Source organism: Streptomyces sp. NBC_00203 (assembly GCF_045206325.1).
Lineage (GTDB): Bacteria > Actinomycetota > Actinomycetes > Streptomycetales > Streptomycetaceae > Streptomyces > Streptomyces lutosisoli.
On the sequence record NZ_CP108126.1, the window covers coordinates 9,300,063 to 9,322,509 of the forward strand.

Here is a 22,447-nt window from a genome sequence, read left to right on the forward strand (position 1 = left end):
GTCGCCGGCCTGCTCAATGAACTGCGCACCACCGACCCCGCGAAGCACGGGTGGTGCAGCAGGCGTGGGAGTCCGTCGAGCCGGCCTTCCCGCCCAGCTCCGATGACGACACCCTCGCGCAAGGCGATGGACGTGGCTCAGGCGTAGGCCTCCTCCTGCATCGCATACAGCCGGGCGTACTCGCCGCCCAGCGCCATCAGCCGCTGGTGGTCGCCGTCCTCGATGACAGATCCGTGGGACAGGACGAGAATCTTGTCGGCCATCCGCACCGTGGAATAGCGGTGGGAAACGATGATGGTGATCGTCCCACTGCGTCGGGCCAGTTCCCGGGCCAACTGGACCTGGCGTTGGAAGACCTCGTACTCGCTGCGCGCGTCCAGCGCCGCAGTGGGTTCGTCGAGCACGACCAGCAGCGGAGAGCGACGCATACACGTCCGCGCGAGGGCGAGCTTCTGCCACTGCCCGCCGGAGAGCTCAACGCCACCGAAGACCGGGTCGAGCTGCGTCATCAGCCCATCGTCCAGACGCTCGACAACGCGGGTCGCGCCGCCCTGGGCCACTGCGCGGCGAACCTCCTGGAGGTCGTCGACAGCGGGCAGGTCACCCACGCCGACGGCCTCGTGGGCGAGCGTGGGGTAATGGACGAAGTCCTGGAAGCCGCAGGTGAGGCGCGCGCGCCAGGCAGCCGGGTCGAGCTCCTGGAGGGAGCCGTGCTCGACGGTGAGCCGACCGCTCGTCGGCGCGTACATCCCGGTCAGGAGTTTGATGAGCGAGGTCTTGCCGGAGCCGTGCGAACCCACAAGTGCCACCAGGGAGCCTGCGGGCAGTTTGGCAGATATGTCGCGCAGCACCGGCACCTTGGTACCGGGGTAGCTGAACGAGACCCGGTCGAGCTCGATTCCGTGGCTGAGCGCAGCTGGTACCGGCAGGGTCGCCGAGGGCGCGGATTCCGCGGCGACGCCACGTAGCCACCAGTAGGCGTCGGCGATGTGGATTCCCGCCATGAACTGCGCCACCTGAGCAACGATGTTCTGCAACATTCCCTGCTGCTGGCGAGCGACGGTGAGCAGCATGATCAGATCCCCGACCGAGGCGCTGCCGTGGCTCAGGCGCACAGCGGTGAACCCCAGCGCCACGGTGAACCCGGCCAGGAAGACCAGCCAGCCGACCGCCAGCAGCGCGCCGGCACGCCACATGCCGCTGCCGACGGTGCGGGAGGCGGTGCGCCAGCGCCGCTGGTAGGCGTTCAGGAGCATCGGTCCAGCACCGGTCACCCGCAGTTCCGTGGCCACGGTGGGATCGAAGAAGACCTGGAGCAGGTCGTCAGCGGTGCGTTGGGCCTCAGCGGCGCGCAGGCGGGCGCTGCGGATGCGGGCCTGTCCGATGCGGTTGAGCCAGAGGGTGGGCAGGCAGAGCAGCACGGTCGGCAGCAGGATCGGGGACACGGTAGCAAGCACGAGCAGGGTCGTACCGATGCCCAGCACGGTGGCCAGGGTCTCCGCCGCGGAGAAGACGGCGTTCGAGAGCTCGGCGCCCCTGCCCGCCACCGCGTCGATTCGATCCAGGCTGCGCGGGTCCTCCAGGTGGTGAACGGTGGGAATGCCGGAGACCATACCCAGGACTTCGCCGTCCAGGATGAGGCCCGCGCGTTCGCATACGTCGCGGCGCAGGAGGTTCCGTACCCCGGGCATCTGGGTGCTCAGCGAGAACAGGGCGGCTGCCAGGACCGCGTCGCGCAGGGCCGCGGTGTGCTGGTCGGCGACGACCGCGTCGGCGAAGTTCCGCAGGGCCAGTGCGAAGGCCGGCTGGCCGAACACGTCGAGGACCAGGGTCGCCACGATCAGCCAGCAACGCAGCGGACTGGTACGCCAGTTGAGGCGGAGCAGGAACATCCACTGCCTGGTTCGGGTACTCACTGCTTGCCCTCCTGCACCGGGGCCACGGCGGCAAACTGCTGAGACTGCAACTCAAAGAGCTCCGCGTAGATTCGACGCTCCGTCAGAAGTTCTTCATGAGTGCCTAGTTCCTGAATCCGCCCGTCCTGGAGCAGCGCTATCCGGTCGGCCAGCCTGACGGTCGCCAGCCGGTGCGAGATGAGGATCACGGTGGCCCCCCGCGCAGCGGCGATCAACCGGTTGAAGATCCGGCCCTCGGCCTCGGCGTCCAGGTGAGCGGTCGGCTCGTCCAGGATGAGAAGGGTTCGGCCGGCCCGAAGCGCGAATACGGCTCGGGCCAGGGCTATGCGCTGCCACTGGCCACCGGACAGCTCGCTCCCTCCGGAGAGCTTGCGCGACAGCGGGGTATCCCAGGACTGCGGCAGGCTGCTGACCAAGTCGTCCAAGTCGAGATCGTCGACGACCTGCTCGAAGAAGGCGTCGTCCCCCGCGTGCTCAGGGGCACCGATCTCGATGTTCTGGCGCACCGAGAGGTCCAGTCGGAGGAATTCCTGGGTGACCACAGCGATCTGGCTTCGCCAGTGCGCGGCGGGTAGGTCGGCGAGGTCCTGGCCGCCGACGGTGATTCGCCCCGCACCCGGTGCCAGCGCGCGGGTGAGCAGCTTCGTCGTCGTGGTCTTACCGGCGCCGTTGACTCCGACGATGGCGAGCACTTCGCCCGCCCGGACTTCAAGGTCGAGCCCGTTGAGCACTGGCTGCCCGCTGCCCGGGTAGCTGAAGGACAGCTCGTGGAACCGGACGGTGGGCGGCGTCTTGGTCCGATCGCGCGGTGGGGGAACGGCAGGGGAGCTCTCCCCGATGCGGTTCCGTTCACGGCGCAGTTGGTCAGCCGCCTGCGCCATCGGCATCCCGTGTTCGACGTCGAAACTTCCGTACCCCAGGCTGCCCAGCCACATCGCGGCCAGCAGGGCGCTGACGTCCTGAGCGACCGTCCCCGGATCGTGGGATGCCGAACCTGAGGCGATCGCGCTCAGGCCCAGGAACATGGCGACGATCCCGGCCAGCAGGGACCTCCAGTTCTCGGAGAACTTCCTGCGGCGTTGCTCCCAGATCGGCTGGGTCTGAGCCAGAAAGGCGGTCCGGTGGCGGTCGGTGACCCAGTCGCGCAGGCCGAAGACCCGGATCTCCTTGGCGTTCTGCACGCTGCTCGCGAACTGCGCCCAGAACCGGTGCCGCCTGGTCAGCGCCGCGGAGCGGACGATCAGCCAGTTCAGGTCCACGTAGATGCGCTTCTGCGACCAGCGGCGGGTCAGAAGTACCACCAGGCAGGCCACCACCAGCCAAGGCTGCGAGGGTGCGAGCAGCCCCAGGCAGGCCAAGCACCCCGCGAGTTGGCAGAGCTGGCCCAGGTAGGACACGGCGGCCCGGCCCGGGGTATACCCCTGCATGTCGCTGGATGCCAGGGCGAAGGTCCCCATCAGGTCCGCACGGTCCAGGTGGACGGTCTGCGTAGGCGACAAGGCCAACTCCGCGACCTGGTAGCGGAGACGTCCGTCGATGTGGCGGCTGGCCGCGTGAGCGATCGGATCGATGGCGAGCACCGCCAACTGCTGGACGAGCATCGCCAGGGCGAACACCGCCACCGAGGTCACGACCGCGTGCCACGCTCCGGGGTGGGTCCCGGCCGAGCGAGCGCGCGTGATCAGGTCCCGAGAGGCGATCGCCGAGAGGGCAGGAAGCGCGTTCAGTGTGACGAAAGCGGTGACCAAGAACGCGAAGAGGGAAAGGGGCAGGTTCTTCAGGAGCCGAAGCAGCGAGACCGCCCCTGAGGTGTGCAGACGCGACATGCGGTCCTCGGGGTAGGTGTTGTGTCAGTCAGAGGATGACCATGGGCTGGGCATGGGCTGGGCGATCGGGCGCGCCGCCCTCATGGGGTGGTGGTCACCGTCGTGAACAGCGGCAGGTGCAGCAGACTCGTCACGTCCGGGCGCGGCTCGCCCTCCGTAGCGACGGCAAGGGCCTGGACGACCCTGCCGCCGGCGGCGTGTACCAGGGATCGCACCGCGTCCAACGTGCCCCCGCTGCTGACCACCTCGTCGATGACGGCCACGTTTTTTCCTTGGAGGCTGCCGCAGTCGTCCTCACCCAGGAACAGCGCCTGGGCCTGACTGGTTCCGATGGTCCGTACGGGGACCGACAGCGGGTTCACCATGTTCGGGCGGGCCTTCTTGCGCGCCACCACGTAGGGCAGCGCCAGCCTCTCGGCCAGCAAGTGCGCAAGGAGTATCCCGCCCGCCTCGGGGCCCAGGACGATGTCGACCTCGTCGGACACCTGCTGGGCCAGGAGGGCGACCGCCGCCGATACCAGCGGCGGGTCGCCGTAGAGCTTGAGGAAGGCGATGCTGACGTCAGGGGAGACCGCCACGATCGGCAGTCGGCGGGTCAGGGCGCCGATGGTGACGGGGTAGGTGGTCACGGGTGTGGGCTCCTCGCGTCGTAGTGTCAGCGCCTGGTCAGCGCTTGTCGAATGAGTCGTGGAGAGCTCGGATGCGTGGAAGCGAGACTTCGCGACCGGGCAGCATCCGACTGCCGATCACCAGGCGGTCCGCCCCGGCGGACACCAGCCGAGGGGCCGTGTCCTGGTCCACGGCACCGTCTGCCTCGACCGCGGACAGGATCCCGCGGTCGCGCAGTCGCCTCGCGTGGGCGATCCCATCCAGCGCGGCCTCCTGGAAGGGCCGACCGGCGCCGCCGGGAACGACCGACATCACGGTGACGGTTTTCACGCCGAGCAGTTCGACCAATTCCTGGTCGATCGGCTCGTCTGCGTTGATCACCAGCCCCAGGGACACGCCGTCCGGGAGCGCCCGCTGGAACTCAGCCAGCCTGCCCCGGTCGACGCTCCGCTGGTGGACCGAGATCTGATCGGCCATGCGGAGCACCGGATGCCTGAGCAGGCGCTCCGGCTTCGCGTACATGATGTGCACGTCCAGCGGCAGGGCCGACACCGATCGCAGATCACTGATGATCTGTACCGGAAGGCCGAACTCCCCGCCGAAGCCCGGGTCTGCGATGTCGACATGCAGGCGTAGCACGCCCGCGTCCTCCAGTTGCGGCACCTGGGCGCGCAGATCTGCCAGGTTCATGCAGATGACCGAAGCGGACAGGGTTGGTCGTGGCACGGGGACGGGCGTGGGGCGGGGGACGAGCAGGCTGACCGTCGCAGTCGTGGCCCCGGCCGCTACGGCGGGGGGTGACGGCGCGTTCCGGCGGCCGAGCCGCAGAAACGCGTCCACCAGGTCGGCCAAGACATAGGGCAGGGCGGGCAGCACGGCCAGGTTGTCGAGTTCCGGTTTGGACCCGGCGGCGTCGGAGGCGCGCAAGCTGCGCAGATCCCCTCCAGACAGCAACTTCTGCAGCCGCTTGCTGCCGAACACGGTGGGACGCAGGTGCGTCGAGACCGCGTGCACCGCCACGTTCTCGCACCGCTCGTGCACTGCCTGCGCGGTCGCCATCAGCGTGCCGGCGCTGGTGATGAGGTCGTCGACGATGATCGCCGTGCGCGCCGTGTCCAGCGCCGTAGAGTCGGAGAGCGCGAGGGAGACATGCTCCGGGCCCAGGCGTTTCTTGACCGCCGCGACCACGGGCACCCCGTGTGCCCTGGCCAGAGCACTGACCGCAGGTTCGATGCCTGCGTCCGGCGCCACCAGGATGGCGCCGTCGCCCACGAGCGGCCGCAGCAGATCGTCCACCAGGCCGTCCACCGGGAGGAAAGTCAGCCGTGCCCCGGCGAACGAGGCGTCCAGCAGCGCCGCGTTCCCGGACCTCAGGGTGATCACGTCCTCGATCCCCGCCGCACCCGCCAGATCCGACACCAGCGCTGCCATCAGCGGCCTTCGTTGCGTGGGGACGTGCCGATCCTGCCGGGAGTAGGCGAGGTGCGGCAGGAAGGCGGCCACGTAGGCCGCGCCGTGGTCCCGGTAGGAGCGGGCCGCCGCCAGGAGCGCCATCATCTCCCTGCTGGGATCGGCGCCGAAGTTCGTGGCGCACTGCAGCAGCAGAACATGACAACCGGTCGGATCGTCAGCGAGGTCCACACAGAGCTCGCCGTCGGGGAAGACCCCGTCGATGCTCCGCTGAAGCCGGACATTGCCGACCGAGCCGCGCAGGCGCTCGACGATCAGCTCAGCCGCTTCCGGAAAGGCCGACTCGAAGGACGAGCAGGTAGCCACGATCACATCGGGAAGGGGGAGGCCACGAGGGCTCACGAGGCCGCGCCCCGGGATCCCGGGCGTCCGCTGCCCGGCAGAGCCGCAGACATCTCGGCCACCGTCGCCAGCAGTTCGACAGGCTCCAGCCGACCGTCGCCGGACTGCGCCGACGACGCGTCCGCCGCGCCGCGTAGCTGGAAGCGCTCGCCGGTGGCCTGTTCGACGATGGTCGCGCTCCTTTTGACGATCGGCCCACGGAGCATCAACGTGAGTGTCGGTCGGCAAGCGGTGAGTGAGTGCACCGCGTCCGGCCCCATGACGTAGCCGCTTCCCTCCTGCTCGACCCGGATGCTCTCGGCAGTGCGCTCGGCCGACGAGGCGTCGGGGTCCAGAACGGTCCGCCGGTAGCCGCGGTGGACGTAGGCGCCGCTGAGGATCCGGGTCGCGAAGGCGAAGCGGTGGTCATGCGGGCGGTCCTGGTAGCCCGGGGTGAACAGGTGTAACCGCAGCCTGACCGCGTCGGCCGGGGACCGCCAGACGACCAGTTTGCGCATGGAGTCGACCCGCCCGGACAGTTCGGGCAGTCCTGGGGTGTCCGCCAGGGCGGCCAGCAGCTTCCGGAGGGGTTGGCAGTCGTCCTGCACGAGCGCATCGAACAGCGTGTCGGACCGCTCCCGCACCTGGTCCAGATCGCCCCAGGCCAGTGACTCCAGGCCGGCAAACGGTGAGAGGGCATCCACCTGACGCGTCGCCATCAGCACGCCTCGCTCTCTGGCCCCGCCGGGCCAACACCGGTGTCGGGACCAGGCGGAAGGCCGAGGACTGAGGCGATCTGGTCCGCGATGGCCTCGGGCGCACGAGTGCCGTCGAGTCGGAAGAGCTCCGAGTCGCGCTCGAACAGCTCGTGGATGGACTCCTGGCACAGTCGGTGGTCGCGCAGCCGGATACCGGCTCTCAGATCGTCATCGTCGGCACGGCGGCGCATCGTGGCCCCGCACGCACCGCACAGCTCACCGTGGGGGACGGGAGGGGAGGGGCGGCCGCATGCCTCGCAGGCGGTACGAGTCGCGGTCCGAAGACGGGACAGTTCGTCGGAGATCTCGACCTCGATCAGTCCGCCGAGCGTGATGGAACTCGCCTTCAACACGGCGTCGAGGTCGTGGAACTGCTGGGGGCTGCGCGGGTATCCCTCGATGATGATCTGCCGCTGCCCGGCTGACAGCCGCTGCAGTGAGATCTCCAGCAGCCGCCGGACCTCGGCATCCTCCGCGAGTTCCCCGGTCTCGAACGGGTGCCTCATCGCCACCACCTCGGGGTGCCCCTCGGCGATCAGGGCCAGTGCCTGGCTCTTGACGCCGAAGTGCGCGAGTCGGGGGTGGCGGTCAAGGAGGCTGTTGACGGCACTTGTCTTGCCCGCGCCCGGTACGCCGGTCAGAACGTACGCCACTCGGCGGGGCACGGCTGACGGGCCGTCCAGGGGGTGCGTCGTCGTGTACGGGGTCGTCATCAGGTCTGTGCCGTCTCTTGGAGGAGTTCCCAGGCCTTCGCGAGCACGTCGGGGTCCGCGTTCACCAGACCAGAGGCGAGGTGCTGGTCGAGCACGCGCAAGGTCGCGTACAGCGCCCGCTCCGGGGTTTCCAGGATCCGACTGGCCAGGTGGTACAGCTCGTTGTGCTCAGAGCCCACGGACACGGCGTCCGGATAGCGTTCGCTGACGAGCTGAGCGAGGGCGTCGGGTCCCTCCTGAACGAGGAAGACCGTGATCGGGTCCGCGTAGTAGTGGTCCATGACCGCGGCCCACGAGGACAGATCGCCCAGGCGGCGGATCCGGTCGGGAGCGTTTCCTTCGAGGATCTTCACAGCCCCGTCGTCCTCGAAGATCATGGCCAGGCCGTCCAGTTGGCGCACCACCGGACCGTTGTAGGTGCGTGCCGGGATGTGCCCCCCGGCAGCGGTAGCGAAGCGCTTCCCGAACTCCTCGGACCGCGATTCGTCCGGCATCCCCACCGGAAGCCGGTCAAGCTTCCGCTTGGTGATTCGGCCGTCCAGGATGAGGTTCTTGTAGTAGATGAGGATGTCCCTTCCGTCCGGCAGGCGGATGGTCTGCTGGTAGTCCTCGATCTCACTGAGCTCGCCGCCCAGGAGCGCTGCCAGGTCGCTCATGGTCCGATCGCCGTCGAGCAGCACCGAACGGACGTAGAAGCCGATGTCCTGGTATTCGTCGCCGGAGAGGACCGTGATGAGGTTCGCGGCCGGCTCAAGGCCTATGCGCGCGGCGTGAAACCAGTCGACACTGATCCGCACGGTGAAAGAGACGGGTTGGGGAGCTGGGGTGCGGCCCCGCCACGCGGCCGCGAGCTCAGCCACCGTGTCGCGGGCGGCCTCAAGGTCACCGGCGAAGTGGGCACTGGTGATGAGCTCGATCTCCTCCAGCGCGGAGGAAGAGACCTCCGCGATGAAACGCTTGCAGAACTCAGGCTCCATCATGGGCTCGCCGCCCCCTGACAGAACGGCCTTCCACACCTGCGAGTCCCGCAGCATCGCTAACAGCTCATCCCCGAAACGGGTGATGCGCGGCCGGGCCAGATCCCGGACGTTCGGCGGCGCGGCGAAGTTGCAGTGGCCGCAGCCCACCGGGCAGATCGCCGTCGGCCAGACATAGGCGGTGGAAGCCGTACGCGGCTCGTCGATCCGGTAGGCGCCCAGCGAGCCCAGGACCAGGTCACGCGCCTGCCGGAACTGCGCGGCCCGTGCGTCGTCGGTGGGCTTGCGGTTGGTAAAGCTGACTTGCTGCATCGCGACTGCTACCTGTCTTCAGATCGGGGATTGTTGCTACGCGGAGCTGTCTGACTGCCGCTCGCCCTGCGGTACATCACCCCTTCGGACCAGACGGCCGGGATGCGCCCCCACTCCATGGCGCTGCGCAGGTCGGGGAAGAAGCCTCGTCCGCTGAGGTTCGCGCTGGTGTTGCAGAGCAGAGGGATCGAGCTGATCCGGTGGTACTCGGTGAGGATCTCGAAGACCACCGGGTCATCGGTGCTGTTGACGGTCTGCAGCCGGGCAGTGCCGTCCAGGTGACACACTGCGGGCACCCGGTCGCGCCACTGCGGGCGCACATCGTGGTCGAACAGCATGTACGGGTCCGGCGTCCCCGGCTCGAAGACCTGCTCGGCACTCGCCTCCAGGCAGATCGGCGCCACCGGCCGGTACCCCTCACGACCCTTGAGCTGGTTGAGGCGCCCCTTCATGTCCGCTGCCACGGCGGGGGCGAGGATGCTGCGGTGGCCCAGGGCCCGGGGACCGAGTTCGGCCCGGCCATGGAGCACCAGGACCGGATCGCCGAGCCGGTGAAGGTACTCGGCCAACTCGGCAGGGGAGCACGGCTGCGCCTCCCAGCCGACCGGGATCCCAGAATCCACCAGGGCGGGGCCGGCGAACACGGACCAGTCGAGCGCTTGCCCCTCGCCGCTACGCAGCAGCTCACAGCAGGCGGCGCCGAGGGCACTGCCGGCGTCGTTGGGGAACGGCGGGATCCAGACCTCCTGAACGACTTCCGAGGCCCGGATGTCACGGTTCCATTTGATGTTGAGCGCGCAGCCCCCGACGAGGCACAGGTTCGCCGAGCGGCTTCCGTCCTGCCGGATTCGACCTGTGAGCCGAGCGACGAGCTTCTGGCCCAGGAATGCATGGATCGAGGCCAGCATGTCGTCCGGAGCGGCGAGTTCGCGTGGGAGGCCGTCGCACATCAGCTCCAGAATGCGCCGCCCCACGCCCTCGCCGATTTGGTCGTCGGTAAGCGGGCCAGGACCCAAGACCGCGTACTCGGCCGCCTGGTACAGCTCCTCGAGCGTGTCCACGACCTTCTCCACCGGGCTCCCGTGCGCGACATAAGCCATGATCTTTCCCGGCAGTGTTCCCGAGGCTGTCTGCGTCGACTCGAAGCCCTGCTCGAATGGCGGGAAAAGCCGCGAGAGAGAATGGTATGTGTCGCCCAGCAGGTGAAACAGCGGGCCCAGATTCTCGGCCTTTCCAGTGACCGGGTCGTAGTAGTAGAGGAACGGGAACATCGCCCCGTCCCAGCACAGCACGTAGGAGGCCTCCCGGGAGGCGGCAAACGGACTGGAGCAGTAGGCCGACGCCATATGGCCCGCGTAGTGGGCGTAACTGGTGTACTCCAGATCCATCAGGCGGAAGTGGTAGGGCCGCAGCAGGTCGTCGTCCAGAATTCCGCGCCGATAGGGGCCCAGGTCGATGCTGACCTCCTGACCTCCCCACATCCTTGTCCGGGGGGTCTTCCGCCAACCGTCCAGCACGAACCGGTCGACCTGACCCAGCGTGTATCCGTACTGGCCGAGCAGCGAAGTCACTACGTCGAGATCGTCGACGCGCTGGTGCCTGGGGTTGTTCCCGATCTTCTCCATCTCGATGCTGAACACGAGGCGACCATTGTCGATGAGCGCCACGCCACCGTCGTGGGTGATCTTTACTCCGCAGATTATCAAGGGTCCTCCTGAGTTCTGTTCAGTTGTCCGCTTTACTCAGGGCTTCCATGACCTCGTCGTACCAGCCGGTATGATCTGCCGAATCGGCGCTGGACAGGTACCATCCGTCGCCTTGCGCGAGTCCGATTTCTCCGGCAGTTCGACGCAGTGAAAGGACGCTGTCGGCCCATGAGCGAGTGGCGCTCTCCCGCGATGCCGCGAGCTCGATCCCAAGCTCCCCGTAAAGGAACAGCCGGACCATTTCGATCTGCGCCAGGAGGTCCGGCACTTCGGTGGGCGCAGGCTTTTCGAGCAATGCCAGTGCCGTTGCCGCGTTCGCCTGGCTGATGCGCCGCAGGTGCCGCAGGAGCAGCCCTGACCGCTCAGGCTGGTCACCCGCCGCGACCGGCTGAATACCGGCGCGTCGCAGGTAGAGCTCCAGGCTCGAGACGATCATGTCCTGCAGCGAGCACCACGCCAATTCGATCTGGGCGGAATCGATGGCTCCTTCGATATCGAATTGGAGGGACATGATCTCGCGCCGTACGTCTGTCTCTTGCTGCAGCTCACGGAGCCAAGCGACGAGGTCCTTCGTTTCAGAGTTCACGAAACTCCAATCCTCAGCATGTCTGCTGAATGAAGCCGTTGGAGCGCAGGTTCGACGTCTGCGACCAGAGAGCGGCGGCGACCTCACTGCCGGGTACGGACAGGGCTGCGGCGATGTCGTCCGTGGCTTCGCCCCAGCTGATCCCTGCACCCAGCCGCTCGCAAAGCAGAGATGTCAGGTGATCGGTTCGGATGATCCTGCGCCTGGGGCCGATCAGGAAGTTGACATCGGAGCCGCCTCGGTAGGCGACACCGTCGCCCAGGACTCCGGACTTTTCGGTGACCGCCCGCAGCGCTTCCGGGGGTAGATCGACGCGATCGCGCAGCCGTGCTAGCCGATCGGCCGACGAGCCGCTCGGGCGTATCCAGTCGTCCACCAGTTCGTGGAACGCCTTGGATCCCCGTCCGTGTCGGCGCGCCGCCTTCTCGCCGAGCCATTTCAGGGACGGATAGCCTTCGCCCTCGTCGGCCAGGGTGCTTGTGGAGATCCAGGCACTACCAGCGCGGAGGAGGAACCCTGCCTGTTCGTCCTGGCGGCAGGCGAGGGCGGTGGCGGCACGTGCCAGGTGCTCGAACGCTCGAAAGCGGGCCCACCGGGCGAACTGCTCCCTGGCCGTTTCGACGCGAAAGAGCGCCAGTACCTCAGCCGCCGGCTCGCTGACCAGGACCGGCAGGCCGATGGAGAGGCGGTAGTAGCGGTCGTAGTCGGCGAGCTTCCGATCGCCGACCGCACCCCAGGAGAACTCGACGACATGGGAGCTGAGGCGGGCGAGCGCGCCCAGCGTCATGAACTCGCAGTCCACGTAGCGGGACTTGCGAATTCCGATCGCGGTGCTCTGTCCCCGGACCTCCTCATCGAGGACGGCGTAGAGGTCTATGTCAGAGTTCTTGTTCCCGAATCCCTCCACGATGGAACCGGTCGCGATGCACGAGGCACCGCTGGGGAGACCGGAGCAGATTCGCGATATCTCGGCTTTGATTTCCGGTGGGAAATGGTTCTCGGTCACCGTAGTTGTCATTTCCGGACTCGCCAACGTTCGCCGGCCTCTCTGTCTTTCGTTGCGGGCGCGGTGCGCAGCGCAGCGGTTATGGGTTGACGCCGTGGCCGCGCGCGCCGACCAGGTGGCAGCGCGGGCTCCCCAATGTCGACGTGCGTGTGCGGCGCATCGATTCGGCCGCCCTCAAGCCGTGCGGCGAGGAATCAGGACTTAGCTCCGGCGTGTTCGGCCAAGGTCTGCACGGCCAATTCCGCTATGTCTTGCATGAAAGTGACGACATCGCGAGGCGTCAGCACCGCTGTTTTCACGCGCAGGGACATCACCACCATGGCGGGAGACCTCTGGGCCCGGAGGAAGAACTTCCGTCCGATCCTGCGTGGTGCCGAGGCATTGCTGGCCCAAGGCGAGAGCCGCATCACCGGTTCGGGTGCCGGAGAAGCGTACGTAGTGGGACGGAATCGAACTCTCCCATCTGTTCCTATACGCCGAATGACTCTGGTTCGTCCGCCAGAGCGAGGCGCATCCCAATGAAAGAACGGAAATACGGGTTCGGCCGCATCATAAGCGCCGATTCCTTACAAGGGCAGACCTCGTGCACGGATCGCACTAGACCGACCGCTCAGGGAAGCGGCTTGATCAGAAAGTACGTTGCCGCTCACGGCGGGGACACGTCAAGACACCTGAAAGGATCTTTGCAACGCTCTGCATTAAGTTTCCGTTTCCAAACGGAATCAGGTACTCCGGTTAGCTCCAGTGTTAAACCAAGGCCATGACCCGGGACTTCTCTATCGAGCGCGGCAAGGTGATCACGATTTATCCGGATTGGCGCGGCAGTCGCAGACGGTGACCCGGTCACACGGCGGCCACGGCGTAAGGCCGGCTGGTCGGCCCTCCGAACAGAGGGCGTCTCACAATGCGTGTACGTTGGCATCGCGTGAAGAATCCGGACAGAGTTTCGGGATAACGCCGACCGGGTAGTGCCTTATGCCATAAGGTGTATTGACGCTTCGTCGGCAGTTCCAGTAAAATCGGAGGACCGAATCGTGGGCGGAGGATCTTCGTCCCGCACCACCTTCGTTGCGACTGCTGCTGATGCAGCCGGCCGCTGTCCACGACCCGCGGTGCTGGTGCCTCCAGGTCGCAACCGCACCCCCGTTGACGGGGAAGTGGCAGGCGGTCACCTCTCCGGTGGTGCGCCGCCCTTCTGCGCGTTGGGCTGCTGGCGTTTGCGTACCACCATCGGAGATAGCTGGCTTGAGCCTCGTTGTCGAACCTTCTGACCATGTGACCCGGTCTCGCGCTCCTACCTGCCTTGGGCGGGAAGGCGGGAGGCCTGATCCCAGCCGTATGCCGCTGACCGGACGGGGAGTTAGGACTTTGTTAGGTGCTGCCCCTGCGAATCTCGCAGAACTGCTCAAGGCACGACAGTCAGCCGAAGGCGCCTATGTCTCGGTGACCGCGACCGGGACTCGGCGGCTCGCATACAACCAGCTGTACGAACGGGCCGGTGCAATGGCGACATGGCTGGCGCAGGAGACGGGCGATCCTCCGCAAGGCAGGGAGGCACATGCGATTGTTCTCACCCTCGCGGATCCCCTGGAGTTCGTCACCGCGTTCTTCGCCGTAGCCCTGATCGGTGCGGTTCCGGTTCCCGGGCCCACGCGTGTGGACGCGCGCCCAGGGCACAAAGCCCGGCTGGTGAACATCGTGAAGGCGTCACGACCAGCGTTCGTCATTGCCGATGACGATCGGACAGGTGCTCTTCGAGAGGCGCTGGACCAGTGCGATGTCACCATCCTTCCGATCGGGCAGGCAGCGACCAGCCAGGGGATCGACCCGGCGGCCTTTCGGGTGCATCCCTCCTGCTACGAGCAGTACACCTCTGGCTCCGTTTCCGTCCCCAAGCCGATCGTCATCTCCCAGGAGAACGTGCTCGCCCAACTGCGGCAGGCTGCCGAGGCATTCGGCGAAACACACGACAGCGTCTCAGTGAACTGGGTCCCGCTGTACCACGACATGGGACTGGTCACCAGCGTCCTTCGTCCGCTGTGGTCGGACTACACCTCCGTGCTCCTGGACGCGTTCCACTTCGTCAGGGAACCCCACATATGGCCGGCGGCCCTCACGGACTGGCGTGCGACGCACACCTCCGCGCCCGACTTTGGATACGCCCTCTGCGCTCGTAAGGTCACAGACGTCAGCTCGTACGATCTCAGTGCGCTGCGGGTGGCCAGGAACGCCGGGGAACCGATCCGACCCGCCACCCTGCACGCGTTCACCGACAGGTTCGCGTCGGCCGGGTTTCGGTTCAGTGCATTCAAGCCTTCGTACGGCCTCGCTGAGGCCACGTTGACGGTCACCGCGTGTCGGCCGGAGGATCCGCCGAAGATCATCGAATTCTCGGCCACCTCGCTGCGCAGCGGCCGAGCGGCTCCAGCGCACGACGGCGATCAGGCCACTGCCCTGGTCTCCTGCGGCCCCCCGCTCAGAGATACGGAGGTCACCATCCGCGACGAATCCGGTTCCGTTCTCGACGGCGACGGGCAGATCGGGGAGGTCCACATCGCCGGCCCTCAGGTCGCCGCGGACCGGGCTGCCCAGTCCCGCGCCGCGGAGCACACGGGGCTCGGGACTGGTGACTTGGGCTTTCGCTGGCGGGGTGAGCTGGTGCTGCTGGGACGCAGCCGGGACAGGTTCCAGGTTCGGGGACAGAACTTCTATCCCTCTGAGATCGAGGATGCGGTGGTGGCGGCGGACGACCGGCTGCGGCCAGGGCGAGCGGCCGTCATCGCGCTGCCGGGTGCGCCGCATGAGTCTCCCTCGACGGTGGTCCTCGCGGAGGTCGCCAGAGAGCACACGACTCTCCGCCAGGAAGCGGCCGCTGAGATCGCCCGAAGCATCACCAGAACCGTCAGCAGAGACTTCGGGCTCTCGCTCCGTGAGGTGGCAGTGCTTCCGGCCGGGACACTGCCGGTGACGACGAGCGGCAAGATCCGCCGTGAAGGGTGCCGCTCGCTCCTGGAGCAAGGCCTGCTGACTTCACCTCGGTACAGCGGAGCAGGAGCCCCTGACCGGGCGTCAAACGTTGGTTGAACACGTGAGGACTGAATCGGATGAGGCAACAGGTCGTTGATCGCGTCGTGTCCATGGCCGAGGAGGTGTTCCAGCGGACGGTGACTCCCGCGGACAGCTTCTTCGACCTCGGTGGCGACTCCCTGATGGCGTTGGAACTCTGTCTGCAAATCGAGAACTGGGTCGGTCAACCGGTCGATATGGGAGAGCTGGTGGGAGCCGGAAGCCTTGAGGAATTCGCTGCGACCGTCAGCGCCCTCCTGGGTGCGGAATGAACGCCGCAGGAAGCGGTATGTCGGGCGAGAACTACCGCAGGTTCGAAGAGATCGTGACGGCGAACTGCCCGATGGCTGAGGCCGGAAAGCCGTTGAGCCCGGATGTCGACCTCGTCGAACTGGGCATGGACTCACTCCAGATCGTATCCACGATGCTGCAGCTCGAGGAGGCGTTCGAGGTCACGCTCCCCGAGGAGCACATGACGTTGGAGACCTTCACAACCCCCGGTCACCTTTGGGCGTTCGTCGAACTGGCGCTGGGAGAGCGAAGTGGCGGGCAGCTACGAACGTGAGCGGAGCGAACCCATGACTGAAGCCAGTCACAAACACGTTGTCGAGTGCGCGCTCACGATCCCGGATCGATACCGCGCTTTCACCCGGAGCACGGATGACGCATGGACCGCTCATCGGATCCCGGAATCCGTCCTGCTCGACCTGTTGGATCTTGGCCTGCCGCATCAGGTCTCGGGTTCGGGGCCTAGGTTCGATGATCGGGACCTGGTGAACCTGTCGCTCCAGCTCCGCCTTCCCTCTCCGCAGCTGAGGATGCTCAGATTTCTTGGGGACTGTCTGAGCGACAACATCGGCCAGCGTGTCGTCCGCACAGTCAGGGTGGCGGCGAGGTGCCCCGATCTGGACAGCGATCACGTGTGCGAGGTGCACTTCGCGCCGTCGCTGATGCGGTACCGGACCGACCGGCCGGCGACCGGCCTCACAAGCGGCCGGATCAGCGTGGAGGTTGAACTTCCTTGCGGGCCGCCTGAATTCGTGACCGAGGCGAGCGGACTGCTGCCGTTGATCGAGGTCGCGAGGGAATTGGAGTTCTATCACGTACCACGCGGATTCGGCTCGGACGGGGAGTTCTCGCGCACCACCGGACTTGCCGACTGCGTGCTTGCCACGGCGCATCTGGTCGACTCGGCGCGGGCCTTGGGTATCGACGCCAGACCCGTGGCGGGGATGTTTGTGGCGAGACCCTTTTCACTGCCGCACGCCTGGATCAGCGTTCCCTTCGAAAGCGGTCGCCGGATGATCGATCCGTTCTTCATCAGCACCCTGGCGCGCTGGGGGGTCCTGGACGCCGACGTCTGGCCGGCATGCAGGATCCCGAAGGGGGTTCTCTTTGAGTGCATCGGCTATCGGGAGCCGTTGGCCACGCACAACGGGAGCATGATCACGCCTTCGTTGGTGACCCGATGAGCCATGTGCCAAGCGGAGCTGAGCTTTCGGAGCTTCCGGGCATGGAGCGGGAAGGTCCCGCCGAAGCGCCCTGTGCCCTTCGCGGAACAAGGCGCGGCCCTGACCCGGTCGGCTTGTGCCGCATCATCGCCGAGCAGCGGGACCGGCAGCCGAACGCCGTGGCGGTGCGACACGGCGGCCGTACGACCAGCTACGACGAACTCGTGCGATCGGTGAATCGCTGTTCTCAGGCCCTGCGGGCCGCCGGCTGCGCGCTTGGGGACAGCGTCGCAGTCGTGGGCCCGCGCGGCGTGCTCACGATCGCCCTCCTGCTGGCCACAGAGAACATCGGTGCGGTCTACGTGCCGATCGATCCGAGCTGGCCGAATCTCTTCGCCGCCGACGTCATCGGCAATGCCGCACCGGCTGCCGCCGTCCTGCACGGGATGGACGACTCGTCGACGGAACGCTGGACACGTCTGCTGCGCGAGCTCAACGTACCGATCGTGGGGGATTCGAACCATGGAGCGCTGACGCCGGGAGCGGCGGACAGGGTTGTCCGCGAAGGGCATCTCCACGAAACGAGATACGTCATACACACGTCTGGCAGCAGTGGGGCGCCCAAGGGCGTGATGATTCAGCATCAGGGCCTGGTGAACCATCTGCTGGCGATCATCGACGAGCTCAAACTGACCTCCCTCGACGTCGTCGGTTTCACCGCCCCGCCGAGCCATGTGATCTCGGTGTGGCAGATGCTTTCAGCGTTGCTTGTCGGTGCATCGGTCGCGATCGTCGATGAGCTGGATGTGAGGATCCCGCGCCGACTGATCTCGCGCGTCCAGTCCCAGGGCGTGACCATCCTGGAGCTGATTCCGACGGCCATGAGGGGAGTCCTTCAGGAGCTGCGAAGCGGACGGGCGAGTACCGGCCAGCTGGATGCGCTCAGATCTCTGATCTCCACGGGCGGCCCCCTTGAGACCGCTCTGGCCGCACACGCCCTCGAGACCCTTCCCCACGTCTCGCTCATCAACGCGTACGGAATGACCGAATGCTCGGACGACGTCGCCTTTCACCGGGTCGTCCCCGCCGACATCACGGCGGGGGAGATTCCGGCTGGTCGGCCGATACCCAATGTGGACCTCCACCTACTCGTCTGCGAGGAGGGCTCATGGAGGGCGGCCAGGGAGGGCGAGCTCGGGGAGCTATTCGTCGGTGGCGTCGCCGTGTCCACCGGATACCGAGGTGCGCCCGCGGGTGACCCGTTCTTCCATAGTCCGTTCAGTCGTCCTGGCGAGCCTGGAAGGCTGTACCGGACGGGCGACGTCGCGGTGTTCCAGCATGGGGCGGTCTTCTGCAGGGGACGCGCGGACAGGCACGTGAAGATCGCAGGAGTGAGCGTGGACCTCAATCATGTGGAAGCGGTGCTCAGGCAGCACCCTGCCGTGGAGGACTGCGGGGTCGTCGCCGTGCGGAAAGACGGACACGCGCAACTGGTCGCCTATTGCACCCTCGGGTCACCGGCTCCCTGGCGTGATCTTCAGAGGTTCGCGACAGCCCGAATGCCTGCGGCGTTCACGCCGAGGGAGTGGCGTGTCGAGGAGTCCCTGCCTCTGACCAGCAGCGGGAAGGTGGACTACCGCGCGCTCGCCGAGCGCGATTCCTCGGCCGCCGACTGGCGGTGACCAGCGCGGCGGGGTGGCGGAAGCGGGCGGGGGTGACTCTATGTCCCCGTCAAGGCGCGCAGGTTCGGTTGGGGATGGTTTGGCAAACCCGGCCGCCGCAGACTTTGAACTGCTGCACGTGAAGCGCCGAGACTGCACGCCGCCCTGCAGCGCCTCGACCACCGAGTTGTGCCTGTAGACCAGTCAGGAGCCGACCCTGCCGCCGCGCCGCGTGTTGCCCCAGGACTTGTTCCCGGCGGTGGTAGTGCCTGGCAGCTGCATTCGCCATCCGATTCTTCTTGTGGCCCTTGCGCTCGGAGGCGGGGGCGTCGGCCCCCTGCCCTCCAGCGTCTTCCGGCCGGGGCGCCGGTTCCAACCGACGGGCCCTTCTTGGAGCCGGGGGGCCTGCGCTGGCTGTTGCCAGCCGTCGGTACGGTCCCGCTTCGCTTTACGTTCTGGCGAGCAACCTCAGCTGAGGGTCCAGCGGGAGCTGTCGGCGCGGTCCTCGATGGTGATGCCTGCCTGCGTCAGCAAATCCCGGATGGCGTCCGAGGTGACGTAGTCCTTGCGTTCCCGCGCGGCCTGGCGCTGCTCCAGCACCAGCTGGACCAAGGCGTCGACGACGCCATTCAGGTCCTCTCCCTGCTGTGGTCCGGCCCACTGGGGGTCCAGCGGGTCGAGGCCGAGCACTCCGAGCATCGCGCGGACCTCCGCGAGGCGCGCGACCACGCTCTCCTTGTCGTCCGCCGCGAGCGCGGCGTTGCCCTGCCGGACGGCGGTGTGGACGACGGCCAGCGCCTGCGGCACGCCGAAGTCGTCGTCCATCGCCTCGGCGAACGCCGGGGGCACGTGCGGCGCAGGTTCGACCGTGCTGTGCTGCTCGGTGACCCGCTGGACGAAGCCCTCGATCCGGTTGAACCCGGTCTCGGCCTCGCGCAGGGCCTCCTCGCTGTACTCGATCGTCGAGCGGTAGTGCGGGGTGCCCAGGTAGTAGCGGAGCACGATCGGCCGCCAGCGCTGCACCATCTCCGACACCAGCACCGAGTTGCCCAGCGACTTGCTCATCTTCTCGCCGCGCAGGGTGACCCAGGCATTGTGCAGCCAGTACTGGGCGAGGTCGTCTCCGAACGCCTTGGACTGGGCGATCTCGTTCTCGTGGTGCGGGAAGACCAACTCCCGACCGCCGCCGTGGATGTCGAAGGCCCGGCCGAGGTACTTGTGCGCCATCGCCGAGCACTCCAGGTGCCAGCCGGGACGGCCCCGGCCCCACGGGGTCTCCCAGCTCGGCTCCCCCGGCCTGGCCGCCTTCCACATGGCGAAGTCGCGCGGGTCCCGCTTGCCGGTCTCGCCCTCGCTCTCCGGCTGCAGCAGGTTGTCCAACTGCTGGTGCGAGAGCGCGAGGTAGTCCGGGTAGGAGGTGACGCTGAAGTAGACGTTGCCCTCGGACTCGTAGGCGAAGCCGCGCTCGATCAGGTCTCGCATCATCTCGATCATCTCGGTCACGTGCCCGGCAGCTCTTGGCTCGCCGGTGGGCGGCAGGCAGCCCAGCGCGGAGTAACCGGCGTTGAACGCACGCTCGTTGGCGTAGCCGATCTGCCACCAGGGCAGCCCAGTCTCCCGCGACTTCGCGATGATCTTGTCATCGATGTCGGTGACGTTCCGCACGAAGGTCACGTCGTAGCCCCGGTAGGCGAACCACCGACGCATGATGTCGAAGTTCAGCCCGGAGCGGATGTGCCCGATGTGCGGCGGGGCCTGCACGGTCGCGCCGCATAGGTAGATCGAGACACAGCCCGGTGTGATCGGGACGAAATCACGGACCTGGCTGGCGTAGGTGTCGTACAAGCGAATGCTCACGGGTCAAGGGTAGTGGGAGCGAAGGGGTGCCCAATGCTTGCCCACGACTCCGCCGTACATTCCGTCAGTACACGAGCGCTGCTGCGATCGCACCTCCCTCCACCGGCCGACCGGCCAAGGCCGTCCGAGGTAGTGCCGGCCACCGACACCAGCGCGCGGAGGGCGTCCGAGAGCCCGCGGCAGCCGACACCGGCGCGTCCATCGCGTTCGCGGACAGGCCATCTGCAGCAGTCCTCAGACGATCAACGACGGTGGTGGCGCCGGAGTGGTTCGACCGCTGCTTGCCACGACGTGCGCATCACGGTCCCGGCCTCGTGCAGCCGGTTGAGGAGTGTGCCGTACAACAGGCCGCTGCTCGCCACGAGTTGGTCCACGGTGGAACCGGATTCGTACTGCTCCCGCAGTGCTTGTGCGGTGACCTGATGCTCGTGATCGGCCGTGGGTCGAAGAGTTGGGTTCACGCTGCGGACTCCCATTCGCTGCGGGCTTCGGCATGGGCGGCGGCCAGCTCGTCGTAACTGCGCTGGTCGGCGGTGGTGATGAGGATCAGGCGGCCGTCGGTGGCGACCCGCCAGTCGGCGGCCGGACGGCCTGTGGCCGGGTCGAGGACCCGCCCGCCCGGGGCGTGCAACGGCGGTGGGATCTCGTCGGGGCGCGGCATGGGTACCAGGACCTGACGGCCGTCGCGGACGATCACGAGAGCCCTGCTGCGGTGTTCCGCAAGCCGGTCCAGTGCCTCCTGGTAGGCCGCCCGCTCGGCCGCGTGCAGGGCCTTGCGCCGGGCCGCGACGCCCCAGGTGCCGTGTTGCTCGGCGACCCTGTCCCAGCCCTGTGCCGGCGCTGCGGTGTGGCCGTTGTCGGCGTCCGGGAGGCGGATGCCGAATCCCTCCAGCGCACGCGGTGCGAGGGTCCAGGTCTCCCCGGTGTGCTGGACGAGGCCGTGGTCGGCGAGGCGTTTCAGGGTCCGGTAGGTGGTGGCGCGAGAGACCGAGGAAGTGCCGACGAGCTCAATGACCGTCTGGTCGGGGTGCACATGCAGGGCGCTGATGATCACGAGGGCGGCGCTGCCAAGGGCGTGGTGGGCGAAGGCGTCGTGGCCCATGAGTCGGCTGAGGACGGTGGACTCGATGTCGGCCGTCGTGGCCGTCTCAGAGGTGGTCCACTCCCCAAGTGCCGGGTCGGGGGGGGAACTGAGTGGACTGGAAACGAGACAGCAGAGCCGGGTCACCGTGACCCGCGATGTTGCCGTCGCCCAGGTACCAGGTCGAGCCCTCCCGGCCATGACCCACCCGCAGACGCCGCAACCACCCTCCCGGCTTCAGGATCGCCTCGTAGACGACCCGCAGCGTCGTGCGGGAGACTCCGGCTTCCTCCGCGGTCTGCCGCTCACTGGCGTGGTGCAGGGGGCCGCCCGCGATCTCGGCGAAGTTCAGGTGCGCCCGCAGCACCCGCAGCGCGGTCCGTCCTCGCTCACCACGCCAGGGCGTGGTCTCGATCCGGTCGCGCAGTGATGGTAGGACCTCGTACGCGTCGTGCCGGGAGTTCAGCGCGATGGTGGTGCTGATCGTCTTGGAAGCGCTGTTCCAGACCCGGCGGATGTAGTCCAGGGCGCGTGTCTGCCCGGAGCGCAGCGCGATGTTGCGGGTGTGCCGTCCGCCTTCGTGCTCAGGGTGCAGCAGAAGTTGCGTCAGCTGGTCGATGCTGCCGCCGGCGCGGGCGACGTGGCAGGCGATGGCCGCGGTGATCCGGTGGCCGTGCTCGGCCGCGCCCTGGCGGTCCCCGCGCAGGATCACGGTCCGCCCGTCGGAGGAGAGTCGGCTGTAACTGCCGGTGGCGTAGCGGCCGGTGAGGTCGCCGAGCAGAATGAGATCGGTTGCGGCCGACAGCAGTTGGGCGTGGTTCAGGCCGTCGTGAAATGGGGATGCGTTTGGTCGGGAGAGGGCGTGATGGGTGCTGTCTGGCACGGTGGGGTCGTCTCGCAAAGACGTGGACGCCACCCAGGCCCGCTAAAACCACGGGTGGTGTCCGGAACCGACCTCCGTCGGCGCCAGCAAGGTCCCCAGGATGGCCGTCCTGGAGGCCCTCGTAAGCCTGGCCCCGAGCGGAGGCAGGCGTCCCCATCGCAGCTCGACCGAGGTCGAAACAGAGCACCGCCAAAGTCACCCACTCGTGATCCGAACCGGTCAACTCGGTTCCCTCAGAGACCAGTTGC

19 protein-coding genes are annotated in these 22,447 nt (G+C 67.3%); 5 read left to right on the forward strand and 14 right to left on the reverse strand.

Annotation, left to right across the window (positions count from 1 at the left end; translation table 11 throughout):
• Positions 1-137: 137 nt before the first annotated feature.
• The 10 genes from OG975_RS41210 to OG975_RS41255 all read right to left on the reverse strand — a co-directional run bounded on the left by OG975_RS41210 (position 138) and on the right by OG975_RS41255 (position 12,200).
• Positions 138-1,916: an ABC transporter ATP-binding protein gene (locus tag OG975_RS41210; RefSeq protein WP_406334705.1), complete on the reverse strand. Its 1,779-nt coding sequence runs from the start codon at positions 1,914-1,916 to the stop codon at positions 138-140.
• Positions 1,913-3,742, reverse strand: coding sequence for an ATP-binding cassette domain-containing protein (locus OG975_RS41215; protein ID WP_406334706.1), 1,830 nt, complete (start codon positions 3,740-3,742; stop codon positions 1,913-1,915). Before OG975_RS41215 ends, OG975_RS41210 begins: the two co-directional genes overlap by 4 nt.
• A gap of 80 nt (positions 3,743-3,822) precedes the next feature.
• Positions 3,823-4,371 (reverse strand): phosphoribosyltransferase family protein, encoded by a 549-nt coding sequence (locus tag OG975_RS41220; protein WP_330308860.1) that lies wholly within the window; start codon positions 4,369-4,371, stop codon positions 3,823-3,825.
• A 37-nt stretch (positions 4,372-4,408) separates the two neighbouring features.
• Positions 4,409-6,127 (reverse strand): ribose-phosphate pyrophosphokinase-like domain-containing protein, encoded by a 1,719-nt coding sequence (locus tag OG975_RS41225; protein ID WP_406334707.1) that lies wholly within the window; start codon positions 6,125-6,127, stop codon positions 4,409-4,411.
• Between the two features lie 32 nt (positions 6,128-6,159).
• Entirely contained in the window at positions 6,160-6,861 is a 702-nt protein-coding gene (locus OG975_RS41230; protein ID WP_406334708.1) for a hypothetical protein, read from the reverse strand.
• Positions 6,861-7,613 carry a nucleoside monophosphate kinase gene (locus tag OG975_RS41235; protein WP_330308863.1) on the reverse strand — a complete coding sequence of 251 codons (753 nt, stop codon included), beginning with the start codon at positions 7,611-7,613 and terminating at the stop codon, positions 6,861-6,863. Before OG975_RS41235 ends, OG975_RS41230 begins: the two co-directional genes overlap by 1 nt.
• Entirely contained in the window at positions 7,613-8,902 is a 1,290-nt protein-coding gene (locus tag OG975_RS41240; RefSeq protein ID WP_330308864.1) for a radical SAM protein, read from the reverse strand. The genes OG975_RS41235 and OG975_RS41240 overlap by 1 nt, the downstream gene beginning before the upstream one ends.
• A gap of 8 nt (positions 8,903-8,910) precedes the next feature.
• Positions 8,911-10,608: a carbamoyltransferase N-terminal domain-containing protein gene (locus OG975_RS41245; protein ID WP_406334711.1), complete on the reverse strand. Its 1,698-nt coding sequence runs from the start codon at positions 10,606-10,608 to the stop codon at positions 8,911-8,913.
• Positions 10,609-10,627: 19 nt separating this feature from the next.
• Positions 10,628-11,194 (reverse strand): hypothetical protein, encoded by a 567-nt coding sequence (locus OG975_RS41250; protein WP_330308866.1) that lies wholly within the window; start codon positions 11,192-11,194, stop codon positions 10,628-10,630.
• 13 nt (positions 11,195-11,207) lie between these two features.
• Complete coding sequence (locus OG975_RS41255) at positions 11,208-12,200, reverse strand: nucleotidyltransferase domain-containing protein (protein WP_406334712.1); 993 nt, start codon at positions 12,198-12,200, stop codon at positions 11,208-11,210.
• Between the two features lie 1,338 nt (positions 12,201-13,538).
• Here OG975_RS41255 and OG975_RS41260 point away from each other — a divergent pair.
• From OG975_RS41260 to OG975_RS41280, 5 genes are read left to right on the forward strand one after another with little or no spacing between them, the layout of a single operon-like run.
• Positions 13,539-15,284 carry an AMP-binding protein gene (locus OG975_RS41260; RefSeq protein WP_406334713.1) on the forward strand — a complete coding sequence of 582 codons (1,746 nt, stop codon included), beginning with the start codon at positions 13,539-13,541 and terminating at the stop codon, positions 15,282-15,284.
• A 20-nt stretch (positions 15,285-15,304) separates the two neighbouring features.
• The gene (locus tag OG975_RS41265; protein WP_330308869.1) at positions 15,305-15,538 is read left to right on the forward strand and encodes an acyl carrier protein; all 234 of its coding nucleotides are present in this window, start codon (positions 15,305-15,307) and stop codon (positions 15,536-15,538) included.
• Between the two features lie 17 nt (positions 15,539-15,555).
• Positions 15,556-15,831: an acyl carrier protein gene (locus tag OG975_RS41270; RefSeq protein WP_330308870.1), complete on the forward strand. Its 276-nt coding sequence runs from the start codon at positions 15,556-15,558 to the stop codon at positions 15,829-15,831.
• Between the two features lie 13 nt (positions 15,832-15,844).
• A complete protein-coding gene (locus tag OG975_RS41275) occupies positions 15,845-16,738 on the forward strand; it encodes a hypothetical protein (protein ID WP_406334715.1) in 894 nt (297 codons plus the stop codon).
• 41 nt (positions 16,739-16,779) lie between these two features.
• Positions 16,780-18,399 carry an AMP-binding protein gene (locus OG975_RS41280; protein WP_406336697.1) on the forward strand — a complete coding sequence of 540 codons (1,620 nt, stop codon included), beginning with the start codon at positions 16,780-16,782 and terminating at the stop codon, positions 18,397-18,399.
• Positions 18,400-18,846: 447 nt separating this feature from the next.
• On the opposite strand, the gene cysS is transcribed toward OG975_RS41280, so the two are convergent.
• From cysS to OG975_RS41300, 4 genes are all read right to left on the reverse strand, one after another.
• A complete protein-coding gene (cysS, locus tag OG975_RS41285) occupies positions 18,847-20,235 on the reverse strand; it encodes a cysteine--tRNA ligase (RefSeq protein ID WP_406334716.1) in 1,389 nt (462 codons plus the stop codon).
• A gap of 242 nt (positions 20,236-20,477) precedes the next feature.
• Positions 20,478-20,696, reverse strand: a complete 219-nt coding sequence (locus OG975_RS41290) for a helix-turn-helix domain-containing protein (protein WP_406334717.1) — start codon at positions 20,694-20,696, stop codon at positions 20,478-20,480.
• Entirely contained in the window at positions 20,693-21,337 is a 645-nt protein-coding gene (locus OG975_RS41295; RefSeq protein WP_406334718.1) for a MarR family transcriptional regulator, read from the reverse strand. The genes OG975_RS41290 and OG975_RS41295 overlap by 4 nt, the downstream gene beginning before the upstream one ends.
• A 46-nt stretch (positions 21,338-21,383) precedes the next feature.
• Positions 21,384-22,199 (reverse strand): hypothetical protein, encoded by an 816-nt coding sequence (locus OG975_RS41300; protein WP_406334720.1) that lies wholly within the window; start codon positions 22,197-22,199, stop codon positions 21,384-21,386.
• Positions 22,200-22,447: the final 248 nt, after the last annotated feature.